This window comes from Escherichia sp. Marseille-Q3837, from assembly GCF_916618735.1.
In the GTDB taxonomy this organism is placed as follows: domain Bacteria; phylum Pseudomonadota; class Gammaproteobacteria; order Enterobacterales; family Enterobacteriaceae; genus Escherichia; species Escherichia ruysiae.
On record NZ_CAKAKC010000001.1, the window covers coordinates 3,091,753 to 3,106,034 of the forward strand.

Below are 14,282 nucleotides of genomic sequence, written 5' to 3' on the forward strand. Positions count from 1 at the left end.
AAGGTGCTCAGCAATACATAACCGAACAGTGTTTAAAGTAAAATCTTAACTACAATATGATTCATTTTGATGATTGTTTCATAAGGAACAGTGAAGTAAGATCTAAGAGGAGTTAAATTTTATACAGTATAATCATAATATTGCAGCAAGGTGGTTATAATTGAAAGAATATTTAGATATGAATACATCTCATGTAAGAGTTGTTACTCATATGTGTGGGTTCCTGGTTTGGCTCTATAGTCTTTCAATGTTGCCACCAATGGTTGTAGCATTGTTTTATAAAGAAAAAAGCCTGTTCGTTTTCTTTATAACTTTCGTTATATTTTTTTGTATTGGTGGCGGAGCGTGGTATACAACTAAGAAATCTGGCATTCAATTACGTACCCGTGATGGGTTTATTATAATTGTAATGTTTTGGATTTTGTTTTCTGTTATTAGTGCATTCCCTTTATGGATTGACTCAGAACTTAATTTAACGTTCATTGATGCTCTGTTTGAAGGGGTTTCTGGAATAACAACAACAGGAGCAACTGTAATTGATGATGTTAGTTCATTACCTCGGGCATATTTGTACTATCGGTCACAGTTAAATTTTATAGGTGGTTTAGGAGTTATTGTTCTGGCGGTTGCTGTATTGCCATTATTGGGTATTGGTGGTGCAAAGCTTTATCAGTCAGAAATGCCGGGGCCATTTAAGGATGACAAACTCACTCCCCGCCTGGCCGATACGTCACGGACACTGTGGATAACTTATTCTTTATTAGGTATTGCTTGTATTGTCTGTTATAGACTTGCAGGAATGCCTTTGTTTGATGCTATTTGTCACGGGATTTCCACAGTTTCGCTTGGTGGTTTCTCAACTCATAGCGAGAGTATCGGATATTTTAATAACTATTTGGTTGAGCTGGTGGCTGGTTCTTTTTCCCTGCTATCGGCTTTCAACTTCACTCTTTGGTATATTGTTATTAGCAGGAAAACGATAAAACCTTTAATCAGAGATATTGAACTTCGTTTCTTTCTGTTAATAGCCTTAGGGGTGATCATTGTTACCTCTTTCCAGGTCTGGCATATAGGTATGTATGACTTGCATGGAAGTTTTATTCATTCGTTTTTTCTTGCCAGCTCCATGCTCACTGATAATGGTTTAGCTACGCAGGATTATGCAAGCTGGCCCACGCACACGATAGTGTTTTTGCTGTTGTCAAGTTTCTTTGGGGGATGTATAGGTTCAACTTGTGGTGGAATTAAGTCACTTCGATTTCTTATACTTTTCAAACAAAGCAAACACGAGATAAATCAGCTTTCTCATCCCAGAGCGTTGTTGAGTGTAAATGTAGGAGGGAAGATAGTTACAGATCGTGTAATGAGGTCTGTATGGAGTTTCTTTTTTCTTTATACTCTCTTCACGGTGTTTTTTATACTGGTGTTAAATGGTATGGGATATGATTTTCTTACATCATTTGCAACAGTGGCTGCATGTATTAATAATATGGGATTAGGTTTTGGGGCTACTGCATCGTCATTCGGAGTGCTTAATGACATTGCAAAATATTTAATGTGCATAGCTATGATTCTTGGTCGCCTTGAAATTTATCCTGTTATTATATTGTTTTCAGGTTTTTTTTGGCGCTCCTAATATATGGCTGATTTATAATTGTGAGTTTAATATTATGTTGACTCACTCATTGATCCAATACCTAACTTTACCAGCAACACCTCCGCCCCCAGTAGCACTGGCTGCTGGGGTGCGTTTTATTCATAAAGCAAGGCTGTATGAGCGAGAAATTAAAGATAGTCTATCGCCCATTACAAGAATTGTCACCGTATGCGCACAATGCCAGGACGCACAGTACTGAGCAGGTGGCACAACTGGTAGAAAGTATTAAGCAATTCGGCTGGACTAATCCGGTGCTGATTGACGAAAAGGGCGAAATTATTGCGGGTCACGGTCGTGTTATGGCGGCTGAAATGCTCAAAATGGATTCTGTTCCGGTCATTGTTCTGTCTGGCCTGACGGATGAGCAGAAAAAGGCGTACCGCCTGGCAGATAATCGCCTGCCGATGAATGCTGGCTGGGATGAAGATCTGTTGCGGATGGAGCTGTCGGACCTAATCAATGCTGATTTTGATGTCTCCCTGACAGGCTTCATCCCGACAGAAATTGATGAACTGTTGACGGATGTTTTGCCCGGTACAGGAAATGAGGAGGAGCCGTATACGACGAAAATTGATACGCCTGTTTATGAGCCGTCGGGCGGTAAACCGGATATCAGTGAACTGTACGACGATACGAAAACTCAGGAGCTGATCAGCCGGATACGTTCGGCGTCCCTTGATCCTGATATTGAGAAATTCCTCCTGTGTGCGGCAGAACGTCACACAGTGTTTAATTTCAGCAGAATTGCGGACTATTACGCTCATGCCCCCGCTGAAATTCAGTGCCTTTTCGAGGAGTCGGCGCTGGTGATCATTGATTATCAGCAGGCTATTGAAAATGGATTTGTCCGAATGACGCAGCGCATGGTGGAGATCATGCATGGCGGGGAGGAGGAGGAGGAATATGCGTGATGATTTTTGCGCCTTTATTCTGACTCACGGGCGACCGGACAAAGTTCTGACTTACCGGACGTTGCGTCGTGCTGGCTATACCGGGAAAATTTTTATCGTTGTTGATGATGAAGATAAGACACGGCATCAGTACATGGCTGAATTTGGTGAACAGGTGCTGGTATTTTCCAAAGCCGATATTGCCAGTCGTTTTGACGAAGCCGATAATTTTGGTGATCGCCGCTCAATTTTTTACGCCCGTAATGCCTGTTTCGACCTGGCAAAACTGGTCGGGTGTAAATACTTCATTCAGCTCGATGATGATTATCACGAGTTCCAGTTTCGGGTGGATCGCAACTATGACCAGGCCTATTTCCCGATAAGGAAACTGGATGCGATCCTTTCTGAAATGCTGGCGTATTACGAATCAATACCCGCGCTTTCCATCGCTATGTCGCAGGGCGGGGATTTTCTTGGTGACAATGGCGGCCATGCTTCGTGGGTGAAACGCAAGGCAATGAACAGCTTTATCTGTTCGGTTGATCGACCGTTCTCATTCATGGGGCGCATTAACGAGGATGTGAATACGTACACGAATCTCGGTCGCTGTGGTGAATTGTTTATGACGATCGGTGCTGTCCAGTTAGGGCAGAAACAGACGCAGAAAAACAGCGGCGGAATGACCGAGCTGTATCTGGATTCCGGAACCTACGTTAAAAGTTTTTACTCCGTCATGTATTCGCCGTCGTGCGTAAAAATCTCACTGATGGGTGCCAGCCATAAACGCATTCACCATCAGGTCACCTGGAACAACGCTGCAGTAAAAATCCTTCACGAAAAATACAGGAAGAAGACACCCTGCATATCAATGGGGGTGACAAATGATTCCGTATTCGAAAGTCGAGTCTCTGGCAGCGTGCCGGATGACTGCACAACAAATCGCTGACGTTCTGGATGTTGATCTGAACCGACTGAAAGAAAATCGGGAAGCAATGACAGATTTTTATGCGGCCATCCGTAAGGGCAGAGCGAAAGGTGAAGCCGAGTTACGAGCGGCATTGTTTAAGCTTGCCAGAAAAGGGGATGCCTTTGCTCTGCGCGAACTACTCAGGGTGGATAAAAATCAGGACTAACTGATGAGCAGACCGGACTGGGGGGCGTTGCAGCAGGAGTATATTGCTGAATACACCCGCTCCGGTATATCTCCGGTGGCATGGTGTGAAGCAAGGGGACTGAACTACGCAACAGCCCGTCGTTACATCAAAAAAACTCCGAAAAATGCGCAGAAAGAAATGCGCAAAACTGCGCAAAAAAGTGCGCGAAAAAAAACTGCGCAGACTGCGCAAAGGCAGAACGGAAAATCTCAGAAAAAAAAGGCTGTATCCGATGCACTCCTGATTGAGGGGGACACGGAAGAAATTTCGTTCTGCCCCGATGAATTCGGTATTTCTGACCAGCAGGCAAAATTCGCCATGTTGGTTGCTCAGGGGAAAAAGCCGACAGAGGCATACCGACTGGCTGGTTATGAGGGGCAAGGTGCGACAGCTAACAGCAACGCCAGCCGTATGCTTAGAAATGCCAGGGTTTATCGTGCTATCAGCTACTTCCGCAATCAGTACCAGAAACGCTATACCGCAGACCTGGATTTACTGGTGAGCCAGTTGATGGCCATTGTCCAGGCCGACCCCAATCAGTTGGCACAATTTCGCCGTGTTAACTGCCGTTATTGCTGGGGCGAGAATCATCTCTACCAGTGGCGTGATATTGCAGAATTCGATAAGGCTGCGGCACAGGCCTCCAGAGATGGTAAACCCGAGCCGGAATATGGAGGCCTCGGCTTTGTTGATAACGCCATACCCAATCCTGATTGCCCGAAGTGCTGCGGTGAGGGAACAGGACAGCTTTATATGGCTGATACCACACTGCTTGATGGGGATGCGCGGCAATTATATGCAGGGTCAAAGCTCGGAAAATACGGTGTTGAGATCCTGCTGGAGGATAAGGCTGCCGCCCGGCGTGAATTGTTGCGTTTGCTTTCTGCTGGCGGGGCATTATGTGCAGATAAGCGGCTACAGGAACTGGAAATTGAACGGCGCAGAATAGAGAACCAGAAGCTGCGCAAAGAGATCGAAACGGTGGAGGATAATGAACATCCCCAGCCTGTGGCGATCAATATTAATGTGGTTGATGCCAGATTAAGGAGTGATGAAGATGATCTCTCCGACGCTTAATGTGCCTCAGGCGCGATTTCTTTCAATGCCCCATAAATTTAAAGCCTATATTGCTGGTTTTGGCTCGGGCAAAACATGGGTTGGGTGTGGCGGCATATGCAAGGGGATTTGGGAGCATCCAGGTATAAATCAGGGATATTTTGCGCCAACGTATCCCCAAATTCGCGATATTTTTTACCCTACAGTGGAAGAAGTTGCTGCTGACTGGGGATTGAACGTAAAAATTAATGAGGGAAATAAAGAGGTTCACTTTTATTACGGACGCCAGTATCGGGGAACCACTATCTGCAGATCGATGGAGAAGCCACAAACGATCGTCGGTTTCAAAATTGGTAATGCGCTGGTGGATGAACTGGACATTTTGCCGAAGGAAAAAGCCAGAACGGCGTGGCGCAAGATAATTGCGCGTATGCGTTATAAGATTGATGGACTTCGCAACGGTATTGACGTTACAACCACGCCGGAAGGATTCAAATTTGTCTACGAGCAGTTTGTTAAAGCCGTGCGTGAAAAAACAGAGCTGGCCTCACTGTATGGTCTGGTGCAGGCATCTACTTTCGATAATGAAAAGAACCTGCCAGCAGATTACATTCCTTCACTTCTTGAATCATACCCTCCAGAGCTGATTAAAGCCTATCTTCTAGGACGGTTTACTAACCTGACAAGTGGTACTGTTTACCATCAGTTTGACCGGAAACTGAATAATTGCGAAGAAGTGGAGCAACCAGGGGAGCCGATTTATATTGGGATGGATTTTAACGTTGGAAAGATGGCGGGAATCGTCCATGTGCTGCGTTTGGGGCTTCCATGTGCGGTAACTGAAATCATCAATGCCTACGATACGCCGGATATGATCCGCCTCATTAAAGAACGCTTCTGGCTGTATGACGGGCATGATTACCGGAAAGTGAGGGAGATTTATATTTATCCAGATGCTTCCGGAGATTCCAGAAAATCAAGTAACGCAAGTACGACGGATATAGCCCAGCTTAAGCAGGCAGGTTTTAACGTTGTGGTGAACAGCTCGAACCCGCCAGTAAAAGATCGCGTTAACTCAATGAATGCAATGTTCTGCAATGCCAATGGTGAGCGTCGCTATAAAGTTAATGTGAAGCGTTGTCCGGTATATGCCGAATCTCTGGAGCAACAGGTCTGGGATGATAAGGGGGAGCCTGATAAAAAATCTGGCAATGATCACCCGAATGATGCCGGAGGTTATTTCATCGTTAAGCAATTCCCTATTGTCAAACCGACCGGAAGAGTCACATCACTTCGGATTTAATTATGGCTGATATATCAACACCCAACCTCGACTATAACGATATGCTGGAGGCGTGGGATATTAACGACGCATTGATGGGCGGTACGCTTGAAATGCGCAGGCAGGGGGAAAATTATCTCCCCAAATGGCCTAATGAAGATGAAGACGCTTATAAAAAACGCCTGTCTGTGGCTACGTTACTTCCTGTGTATGAAGAAAGCATCAAACAAAATATTGGGCGCATATTTGCAGAGCCGACAGTATTGAGTGAGGAAACGCCGGAAAAAATCAGGGAATATGCAGAAAATATCGACATGGAGGGGAGCCGACTGGATGTGTGGGCGCAGCAATTTTTCAGTCTCGCATTTCAGTATGGTGTGGCACATGCGCTGGTGGACTATCCACGAACGGATATGAACGAGATTCGGACAAAAGCCGATGAAAACGCGGCCGGTGGTCGCCCGTACGTTACGATGCTGAATCCACGCCAGGTTATTGGATGGAAATCGAAAGTTGAAAAAGGGAAAGTTGTTCTCACTGATTTGCGTATAAAAGAGGTCATCATTATTGATGGTGATGATTTCGGGCAGAAGAAGGTGGAGCAGATCCGCCATATTATGCCCCGTCGAGTAGAAATTTATCGACGCAGCGAAGGTACTAATGGCGAATCTGTCTGGATGCTTCATGAGTCATGGAATACCAGCCGTGATGATATTCCTCTGGTAACACTGTATACGAAGAAAACAGGGTTTATGCGTGGTACACCGCCATTGCTTAATCTTGGCTTGCTGAATATCAAGCACTGGCAAAGCCAGAGCGAGCAGGACAATATTCTTCATGTTGCCCGCGTTCCATTGCTGGTGGCCTACGGGCTGGACAGGAATGAAGAACTGACGGTTGGTGCATCCACGGCTACGATTTTTGAGGACAGAACAAAAAATGGCCTCGAATATGTTGAACATAGTGGCGCAGCGATAGAATCTGGCGAAACATCACTTGAGAAGCTGGAAAATCAGATGCGTCATGCCGGCGCTAAACTTCTGCGGGCTGAAAATACATCCACCAAATCTGTTGATCAGACTAATGAAGAGCGGATGCAGGAACACTCGCCGCTTTATACAATGGCGAACTCCCTCGAAGATGCCCTCGATAATATTCTCCAGATAATGGCGGAATGGAGCGGAGAGAGTTGCGGTGGCAATGTGGATGTGCGCACTGAACTGGATGTATCTGCCCAGGTGTTTGACTCATCCTCCGCGCTGGCTGTTCAGTCATTGCGTCAGGGCGGTGATATACGTCAGATTGATGCGGTTCGGGTGTTGCAGGCGTTGAAATTTATCGATCAGGATTCCCGTCCAGAGGAAGTGATCGATGAATTAAAAAATCAGAGTGTAATGCTGATGGAAATCAATGATGCAAACCGTGAATGAACGGCTGCGTGATGAATCAATTGCTCATGCAGTCTGGATATCCCGCTATAGCACTGGCGTGGCTGCCAGAATGGTGAAAATACTGAATGACAGCGATGCGGAACTTACTGCTCGCCTGCTGATAGCACTGGACAGCCTCGATCCAGGTAGTTTTACCGTTAAGCGCCTGGAGTCACTTCTGGCGAGCGTCAGAGAGGTTAACCGCACTGCTATTAACAGCATGTTTACCAGTCTCTCCGGAGAGCTGAACGAGCTGGCAATTTATGAGGCTGGTTATCAGTTAAGTCTGTTTGATTCTATGCTACCTGATTTTGTTGCTGATGTTCACCCTCTGGTTGGTATCTCTCCTGATGCACTTTATGCCGCTGCAATGGCGCGACCATTCCAGGGACGACTGCTCAGTGAGTGGGCCTCAGATCTTGAGGCGGATCGGCTCAGACGCATAACAAATACAGTGCGTCAGGGTTTTTTGCTGGGGGATACCAATGAGCAGATCGCAAGAAAAATTCGGGGACATGTCAGTAAGGGATTTCAGGATGGTGCATTGCAGATGAGCCGGGCTAATGCGGCCAGCATTGCAAAAACAGCGGTTGGACATCTTGCTGCTACTGCCCGTGAGAGTTTTGCCAGCGCGAATAATGATTTGATTAAGGGTAAGCAATGGTTATCAACGCTTGATAATCGTACTACGCCACAATGTCGAATCAGGGATCGCCTCAAATATACGCTGAATAATAAACCTGTAGGTCACAGCGTGCCTTATTTGCAGGGGCCGGGAAAAATTCATTTCTGCTGCCGCTCAACGGAAACGTTCATTCTGAAATCAGCGAAGGAACTGGGTATTGATGTTCGCGATATTTCCCCGGCTGAGCGGGCCAGCATGGATGGCGTGGTGGCCGGAGATACAACCTACAGGGAATGGTTTTTGCGTCAGCCTTACACCAGACAAAAACAGATTGTGGGGGAAACCCGAGCAAAGCTGATTCGGGATGGTGGTATGTCGCCAGATGAATTTTACACCGATAAAGGCGAATGGCTGACGCTGAAGCAGCTCCGTGAGCGTGATGCACAGGTATTCAGAAAAGCAGGGATTTAAATAAATCATTTATTACAACAGGCTACCTTCGGGTGGCCTTTTTTATTGCTGCGATCCGGATGGTGAGCAGCGTAACTGTCGGAAGACTTAAACCAGGTACTAATATGAAACTGAAAACGGTCGAGATTAACGGAAAACAATACGCAGAAATTGATACTGCTGGCCTGCCAGTTTATGTGCACGACGATGGTAAAGAAATTGGCTTCGATGCACCGCTGGCGACAAAAAAAATTACAGAGCTTAATGGCGAGGCAAAAAATCATCGCCTGGCTAAAGAAGCTGCAGAGGAAAAACTGGCTAAGTTTGCCGCTATCGAAGACCCGAAGAAGGCGATCGAGGCACTGGAAATGCTGTCAAAAATCGACCAGAAAAAGCTGCTCGATGCGGGACAGGTTGACCAGGTTAAGGCAGAAATTACGAAAAATTTTCAGCAGCAATTAGATGAAGAAAAGCAACGCTCTCAGATGCTGGAGAAGCAGCTTTACGATTCTATGATTGGCGGTAGTTTTGCGGGTTCAAAATATATTGCCGATAAAATTGCGATCCCGGCAGATTTATTACAAGCCCGCTTCGGGCAGGCATTCAAAGTGGAAGAAGGGAGGATCGTTGCTTATGACGCTTCCGGCAACAAAATTTATTCCCGCGCGAAGCCTGGCGAACTGGCGCAGTTTGATGAGGCGCTGGAGTTCCTTGTCGAAAATTACCCTCAGAAAGACTACATCCTGAAAGCCAGTGGCAACAATGGCGGCGGCTCCCGTCCGACACAGCATGATATTGGTCAGAAAACGATGAAACGCTCTGCTTTTGATGCACTGGATGTTGCAGGTAAGCAAAACGCATTGAAAGACGGTATCACAATCGTTGATTAACACATTTGTCAGCTTCCGGATGGGAGCTGGTGTCAGGGCTGGATAGCTCATTACTCCATCTATTCACAATTACGCAAATTTTTAAGGAATATTTAATTATGGCTGGAAATACCCTGACCGGGTTGATCCCGACTATTTATACCGCCCTGGATGTTGTATCCCGTGAGCAGGTAGGTTTTATCCCTGCGGTAGCAAAAAACGCAAAAGCTGACGCCGCAGCAAAAGATCAGACGGTAACCGCGCCAGTTGCGCCTGAGGCGAAAACCGAAGATATCGTACCGGGGCCGTCAGCTCCGAATACCGGTGATCAAAATATTGGCACTGTTGATGTAAAAATTACTAAATCCAAAATGGCACCGGTTAAATGGAATGGTGAAGAACAACTGGCTCTTGGCCCTTCAGGGACTTACAACACCATTCTGGCTGATCAGTTCAAGCAGGCTTTTCGCGCCCTTGCAAACGAGGTTGAGGCTGATCTTGGTGCGTTGTATTTCGGTGCTTCCCGCGCCGTGGGAACCGCAGGGACAACGCCGTTTGGTGTTAAAGATGATCTTTCTGATGCTGCTCTGGCTCGTCAGGTTCTGGAGGATAACGGCGCACCGACAACCGATCTGCAGATGGTGCTTGGCTCCACTGCCATTGCTAATTTGCGCGGAAAACAGTCTGTATTGTTTAAAGTGAATGAATCCGGCACTGAACAGCTACTGCGTGAGGGCGTGTTGGGGCGTCTGGAGGGATTCAATATTCACAGTTCGGCAGGTGTGAAACGAGCGCCAAAGGTTGCTGCAACTGGTTATCTCGTGAATGGAGAGAAAAAAGAAGGCGATGTTCTTATTTCCATTGATACTGGTTCGGGGAGTATTTCTGCAGGTCAGATTGTTACGTTCGCTGGTGATCCGAATCAGTATGTTGTGGCAGCAGCGACCAGCAATCTGATTACTCTTGCAGCGCCCGGACTGCGTCAGGATCTGGCCGATGATACTGCCATCACAGTTGTTGGGGCCTTTACTGCAAATATGGCGTTTGATCGCAACGCGTTTCTGCTGGCATCCCGTACTCCGGCAATGCCGGAAGGTGGCGATAATGCTGATGATGTAATGAATGTTACGGACCCGATTTCAGGGATTACGTTCCAGATTGCACTGTATCGTCAGTATCGCCAGGTGCGCTATGAAGTTGGACTGGCATGGGGTGTTTCATCAGTGAAGCCGGCACATGGTTGTCTGATTCTTGGTTAAACATTCAAACGGGGCTTCGGCCCCATTTTTAATGGGGGGCATATGGCCGGATTAACTAAAGAGCAAAGAGCACAGCGTGAAGCCGCACAAAAAACGCAAATTGAGTTAGTGGTTATGGTGACCGATTATCAGATGTTTCCCGGCGCACCAACTATCGCTAATGTTCATCCTGATGAAGTTGACAACTGGAAGGCTATGGGCTGGAAAACTCAGGAGTAACACATGATCACTTACGTGACCTGTGATGACGTTGATAATGCGTTTGGGAACGCCTGGACGAGTGAGAACGCTAAAAATAAAGCTGTTTTAATGGCTAATGCCTGGCTTAATGGCTTCAACCTGAAAATTAACCCATCCCGTATTCCGGAAGAGGTAAAACTTGCGGGAGCATATGCAGCCAGAATTGCCTCATTCGGTAAGTTGTTTCAGCAGAAAAATGATTCTGGCGTTGTTATCAGTAAAGCCGTGTCGGCTGACGGGGTCAGTGTATCGAAATCATTTTCTGAGTTGCCAGCAAACAGCACTGCATTGCTTGAACCCGATTTACAGCTTGCGATAGCACTGCTGAAACCGTACGGACTTAGTCGCTCACAAGTCAGGGTTGTGAGGGGGGGATAATGGGGCTTCGTGAAGAGATTCAGTCAGAGGTTGCCGCTGCTTTTGATGAGGATTTAGCGGACGCCGTGAGTGATTTTTCTGGTTCTTACGTTACGCACCGGCACTGGGATCCTGTGACGGAAACTGGCGGCGAATCCACCGCAATCTATACCGGGCGAGGCGTGTTGACACGTTATAAGCTGGGCAGAATTGATGGGATTAATATTTTGCATGGTGACCTTAAATTAACCGCTCTGGTATGCGAGGTTACGGATAAACCAGCTGTCGACCATATTATTGAGATTTATGATCCTGTATCAAGGCAGTTACAACGATACGAGGTAATTACAGCAAGTGTAGATCCTTCCGCATCAGTTTACTCTATCCAGTTAAGGAGAGCGTAAATGGCAAAGGCATGGGATATAGAACCGTCAATATTTGCCGGGATGATTGAGGAAGATGTAGGGCTGAAGATTCGCTACATCGCTATGCAGATTCTTACTGCTATTGATATTGCTGCTCCGGTTGATACCGGACGTTTCAGAAATAACAACCTGGTGTCGTTACAGCATCCCGATTTTGGTATATCTGATAACGTGGATCCGAACGGTACGATTGCTGTTCAGCGTGGGATCGGGGTTATTTCGAAAGCTGCAAATTACGGGGTTATTTATATCCAGAATAACCTTCCTTATGCAGAGGCTCTTGAAAACGGTCATTCACAACAAGCGCCAACTGGCGTGTATGCCAACGCTTTTCATGGTGTTTTACAGGCTTACAAATGAAGTTTACTGAAATCAGAAATACGGTTATTTCCAGAATGACGGCACAGACGATTATTGATGGAAAAGACGTATTGTATCCGAACGGGCCAACGTTCGATCCTTCCGGTAAGTTAATCTGGGCGCGGTTAAGTAATATTCCCGGGCAGGCTGGAGTTAATGAAATTGGCGCGGGGCCGGTTGTTTATCGCACGGGGATAATCATTATTCAGTTATTTGTCCCCGCAGGTTCTGGTTCAAAACTCATTACTGAGACAGCCGATAAATTGCGGGAACTGTTTGAGTTTCAGGATGACGATCGTCTCAGTTACCAGGCTGTTTCCTCAATAGCAGTCGGCGAAAAGAATGGCTGGTTCCAGCTTAATCTTCAAATTCCATATCGCGCGCTCTAGCGCAATTAATGACATAGGAGGCTCCTGTGAGTTCAGGTGCAAAGGTTATCTCGGCATTTATCCGGGAGACAGTTGCAGGCACTACGCCAGCAAGTGGTGACTGGAGTTTATTAAAACGCACAAGCTGGGGAGTAAAACCCACCCAGAATAAAGGCGAAAATAATGAGATTGGTGGCTCCCGGATGGCTCAGGGGGCGACGCCTGGCACTGTGGATGTCGGCGGTGATGTTGGTACCAAATTTCGCTGGGGTCAACATGATGATTTTCTTGCATCCTGTTTCGGCGCGGAATGGTCAGGCGATTCTCTGACAATGGGGAATGAGCGAATAACATTTTCTCTGGCGACCTATGCGTCCGATGTCGGAATTGCCTCTGTCGTCAGAGGAGCGCAGGTTGGCTCATGGAAAATGCAGATCCCTAACGACGGCGATATTACAGCGACCGTAACCTTTGCCGGGCTGGGCTGGGAATCAAAGGCCGATGATACGAATTTTATCAAAGGCGAACCTGTGGATAGTGCAGGAAAGTTACGCTATTCGTTTAAGGAGGTTTCAGCAGTAAGCCTGAATGGTGTTGCCGGAGGTAACGGTTTTTGTATCGACAGTTTTGATATTCAGTTCGATAACAAACTCCAGACACAGCGTTGTATCGGGACTGGCTCGCCTTATGCAGGAGCAAATATTCCGACTACTTTTACACCGTCCGGTACGGTGACGCTTTCATGGTCTAAAGCCGCGTGGGAAATCTGGAGTAAAACACTGACTGGAGAAACAGTTCCGTTCAGTTTCACGCTTTCGAATGGAGAGGGGGCATACACTTTCAGTTTCCCGAAGGTTCAGGTGTCAGGTGAATGGCCTGATGGGGGTAATACTGACATTATCCAGGTTCAATTGAGCATTACCGCAGCAGATGAAGCACCTACGATAACCAGAAAAAAATGCTCCCCGACTGCCGTGATCGCAAAAGCCAGTGCTGATGCGATTAGTTGATTTTCCGTTATTCCCCCTGTGGTACTGCACTACAGGGGGACGCATTGAATGAGGTTATGGATGTTTATTCTTAATCAGAAAATTATCATCGGTGGAGAACGCTGGTTTACGCCAATGAAGGACTTAAAACCTGTAGACGGGTTAAAACTGTTGGTGGCAAGCAGCGATAACGATCAGTATCGCTCCCGTAATGCATTAATCCGTCGTCACATTGAGAAAATGGATGCCAGTTTGCACGTCGGAACGAAGGAGTTTGATATTTCAAAGGTTTCCGAGGTAGATTCTGTTGATGATTTACTCATTGATAATGCTGCTCGTTATCTGCTGAAAGACTGGAAAGGGGTTGGTGAACTGGTTAATGGTGCTGAGGTTGCACTGGAATATACGCCAGAACGAGGGATCGCGCTGCTTAAGCAGAATCCAGAGTTGTACTGGCAGATCCTTGCAGAAGCAGCCAGCATCGCCCAGGGTAAAGAGCAGCAGAAGCAGGATACGATAAAAAAGCCATAGCCGCCCAGCGGTGGTTATCGGAGTTCGGGGGAGAAAGGGGGGAAAAGGCAAGATGGAAGCGAGAAAAACTCAGGTTGCCACCGATACCGGAACCAGAAATAGACCCGGTGCTTAAGGAATTGTTGTACGCCTATTCGGTAATATCCCGTGCCCGACGTTATGCTGGAATGACCGGGGTGCCTTTGCCTATATCTCTGACAGAGATAAATGAATATTTAGCCACTCATCCGGTATTGATTGAGCGCGATGAGTTTGAAGCAGTGATCTTTGCACTGGATGACCAGTATTTTCAGGAGCAGTGTGTGTAGTTGTTAATTACGTACACTCTGTTACAGAGATG

At 46.7% G+C, this 14,282-nt stretch carries 18 protein-coding genes; all 18 read left to right on the forward strand.

Annotated elements, in window-relative coordinates; all coding sequences use genetic code 11:
• The first annotated feature begins 178 nt into the window (after positions 1–178).
• The 18 genes from trkG to LG381_RS14950 all read left to right on the forward strand — a co-directional run bounded on the left by trkG (position 179) and on the right by LG381_RS14950 (position 14,250).
• On the forward strand, positions 179–1,636 hold the full coding sequence (gene trkG, locus LG381_RS14865; RefSeq protein WP_024165216.1) for a Trk system potassium transporter TrkG: 1,458 nt from the start codon (positions 179–181) through the stop codon (positions 1,634–1,636).
• Positions 1,637–1,773: 137 nt separating this feature from the next.
• Complete coding sequence (locus LG381_RS22365) at positions 1,774–2,568, forward strand: ParB/Srx family N-terminal domain-containing protein (protein ID WP_016245936.1); 795 nt, start codon at positions 1,774–1,776, stop codon at positions 2,566–2,568.
• Complete coding sequence (locus LG381_RS14875) at positions 2,561–3,493, forward strand: hypothetical protein (protein ID WP_001204033.1); 933 nt, start codon at positions 2,561–2,563, stop codon at positions 3,491–3,493. The genes LG381_RS22365 and LG381_RS14875 overlap by 8 nt, the downstream gene beginning before the upstream one ends.
• Positions 3,471–3,680, forward strand: coding sequence for a hypothetical protein (locus LG381_RS14880; RefSeq protein WP_000126788.1), 210 nt, complete (start codon positions 3,471–3,473; stop codon positions 3,678–3,680). Before LG381_RS14875 ends, LG381_RS14880 begins: the two co-directional genes overlap by 23 nt.
• Positions 3,681–3,683: 3 nt before the next feature.
• Positions 3,684–4,778 (forward strand): terminase small subunit, encoded by a 1,095-nt coding sequence (locus tag LG381_RS14885; RefSeq protein WP_000089446.1) that lies wholly within the window; start codon positions 3,684–3,686, stop codon positions 4,776–4,778.
• The gene (locus LG381_RS14890; RefSeq protein WP_000625347.1) at positions 4,759–6,060 is read left to right on the forward strand and encodes a terminase family protein; all 1,302 of its coding nucleotides are present in this window, start codon (positions 4,759–4,761) and stop codon (positions 6,058–6,060) included. The genes LG381_RS14885 and LG381_RS14890 overlap by 20 nt, the downstream gene beginning before the upstream one ends.
• A 2-nt stretch (positions 6,061–6,062) precedes the next feature.
• On the forward strand, positions 6,063–7,469 hold the full coding sequence (locus tag LG381_RS14895; RefSeq protein ID WP_000763709.1) for a DUF4055 domain-containing protein: 1,407 nt from the start codon (positions 6,063–6,065) through the stop codon (positions 7,467–7,469).
• Positions 7,453–8,565, forward strand: a complete 1,113-nt coding sequence (locus tag LG381_RS14900; protein ID WP_001363932.1) for a phage minor head protein — start codon at positions 7,453–7,455, stop codon at positions 8,563–8,565. Before LG381_RS14895 ends, LG381_RS14900 begins: the two co-directional genes overlap by 17 nt.
• Before the next feature lie 104 nt (positions 8,566–8,669).
• Complete coding sequence (locus tag LG381_RS14905) at positions 8,670–9,434, forward strand: DUF6651 domain-containing protein (protein WP_000770042.1); 765 nt, start codon at positions 8,670–8,672, stop codon at positions 9,432–9,434.
• Positions 9,435–9,532: 98 nt separating this feature from the next.
• Complete coding sequence (locus LG381_RS14910; protein WP_000918487.1) at positions 9,533–10,672, forward strand: P22 phage major capsid protein family protein; 1,140 nt, start codon at positions 9,533–9,535, stop codon at positions 10,670–10,672.
• A gap of 42 nt (positions 10,673–10,714) precedes the next feature.
• Positions 10,715–10,891, forward strand: coding sequence for a hypothetical protein (locus LG381_RS14915; protein ID WP_000908084.1), 177 nt, complete (start codon positions 10,715–10,717; stop codon positions 10,889–10,891).
• A 3-nt stretch (positions 10,892–10,894) separates the two neighbouring features.
• Positions 10,895–11,290, forward strand: a complete 396-nt coding sequence (locus LG381_RS14920) for a hypothetical protein (protein WP_000634214.1) — start codon at positions 10,895–10,897, stop codon at positions 11,288–11,290.
• Positions 11,290–11,673, forward strand: coding sequence for a hypothetical protein (locus tag LG381_RS14925; RefSeq protein ID WP_000524260.1), 384 nt, complete (start codon positions 11,290–11,292; stop codon positions 11,671–11,673). Before LG381_RS14920 ends, LG381_RS14925 begins: the two co-directional genes overlap by 1 nt.
• The gene (locus LG381_RS14930; RefSeq protein WP_001029819.1) at positions 11,674–12,054 is read left to right on the forward strand and encodes a hypothetical protein; all 381 of its coding nucleotides are present in this window, start codon (positions 11,674–11,676) and stop codon (positions 12,052–12,054) included.
• A complete protein-coding gene (locus LG381_RS14935; protein WP_000673077.1) occupies positions 12,051–12,443 on the forward strand; it encodes a phage tail terminator-like protein in 393 nt (130 codons plus the stop codon). Before LG381_RS14930 ends, LG381_RS14935 begins: the two co-directional genes overlap by 4 nt.
• A 26-nt stretch (positions 12,444–12,469) precedes the next feature.
• The gene (locus LG381_RS14940; protein WP_016232665.1) at positions 12,470–13,432 is read left to right on the forward strand and encodes a phage tail tube protein; all 963 of its coding nucleotides are present in this window, start codon (positions 12,470–12,472) and stop codon (positions 13,430–13,432) included.
• Positions 13,433–13,582: 150 nt separating this feature from the next.
• On the forward strand, positions 13,583–13,942 hold the full coding sequence (gene ydaY / locus LG381_RS14945; protein ID WP_122452218.1) for a protein YdaY: 360 nt from the start codon (positions 13,583–13,585) through the stop codon (positions 13,940–13,942).
• A gap of 107 nt (positions 13,943–14,049) precedes the next feature.
• The gene (locus tag LG381_RS14950) at positions 14,050–14,250 is read left to right on the forward strand and encodes a hypothetical protein (RefSeq protein WP_032273680.1); all 201 of its coding nucleotides are present in this window, start codon (positions 14,050–14,052) and stop codon (positions 14,248–14,250) included.
• Positions 14,251–14,282: the final 32 nt, after the last annotated feature.

Bases quoted from the DNA above. Each gene is read 5' to 3' on its own strand.
- trkG (WP_024165216.1), top strand. From the start codon at position 179: ATGAATACATCTCATGTAAGAGTTGTTACTCATATGTGTGGGTTCCTG.
- LG381_RS22365 (WP_016245936.1), top strand. From the start codon at position 1,774: ATGAGCGAGAAATTAAAGATAGTCTATCGCCCATTACAAGAATTGTCA.
- LG381_RS14875 (WP_001204033.1), top strand. From the start codon at position 2,561: ATGCGTGATGATTTTTGCGCCTTTATTCTGACTCACGGGCGACCGGAC.
- LG381_RS14880 (WP_000126788.1), top strand. From the start codon at position 3,471: ATGACTGCACAACAAATCGCTGACGTTCTGGATGTTGATCTGAACCGA.
- LG381_RS14885 (WP_000089446.1), top strand. From the start codon at position 3,684: ATGAGCAGACCGGACTGGGGGGCGTTGCAGCAGGAGTATATTGCTGAA.
- LG381_RS14890 (WP_000625347.1), top strand. From the start codon at position 4,759: ATGATCTCTCCGACGCTTAATGTGCCTCAGGCGCGATTTCTTTCAATG.
- LG381_RS14895 (WP_000763709.1), top strand. From the start codon at position 6,063: ATGGCTGATATATCAACACCCAACCTCGACTATAACGATATGCTGGAG.
- LG381_RS14900 (WP_001363932.1), top strand. From the start codon at position 7,453: ATGCAAACCGTGAATGAACGGCTGCGTGATGAATCAATTGCTCATGCA.
- LG381_RS14905 (WP_000770042.1), top strand. From the start codon at position 8,670: ATGAAACTGAAAACGGTCGAGATTAACGGAAAACAATACGCAGAAATT.
- LG381_RS14910 (WP_000918487.1), top strand. From the start codon at position 9,533: ATGGCTGGAAATACCCTGACCGGGTTGATCCCGACTATTTATACCGCC.
- LG381_RS14915 (WP_000908084.1), top strand. From the start codon at position 10,715: ATGGCCGGATTAACTAAAGAGCAAAGAGCACAGCGTGAAGCCGCACAA.
- LG381_RS14920 (WP_000634214.1), top strand. From the start codon at position 10,895: ATGATCACTTACGTGACCTGTGATGACGTTGATAATGCGTTTGGGAAC.
- LG381_RS14925 (WP_000524260.1), top strand. From the start codon at position 11,290: ATGGGGCTTCGTGAAGAGATTCAGTCAGAGGTTGCCGCTGCTTTTGAT.
- LG381_RS14930 (WP_001029819.1), top strand. From the start codon at position 11,674: ATGGCAAAGGCATGGGATATAGAACCGTCAATATTTGCCGGGATGATT.
- LG381_RS14935 (WP_000673077.1), top strand. From the start codon at position 12,051: ATGAAGTTTACTGAAATCAGAAATACGGTTATTTCCAGAATGACGGCA.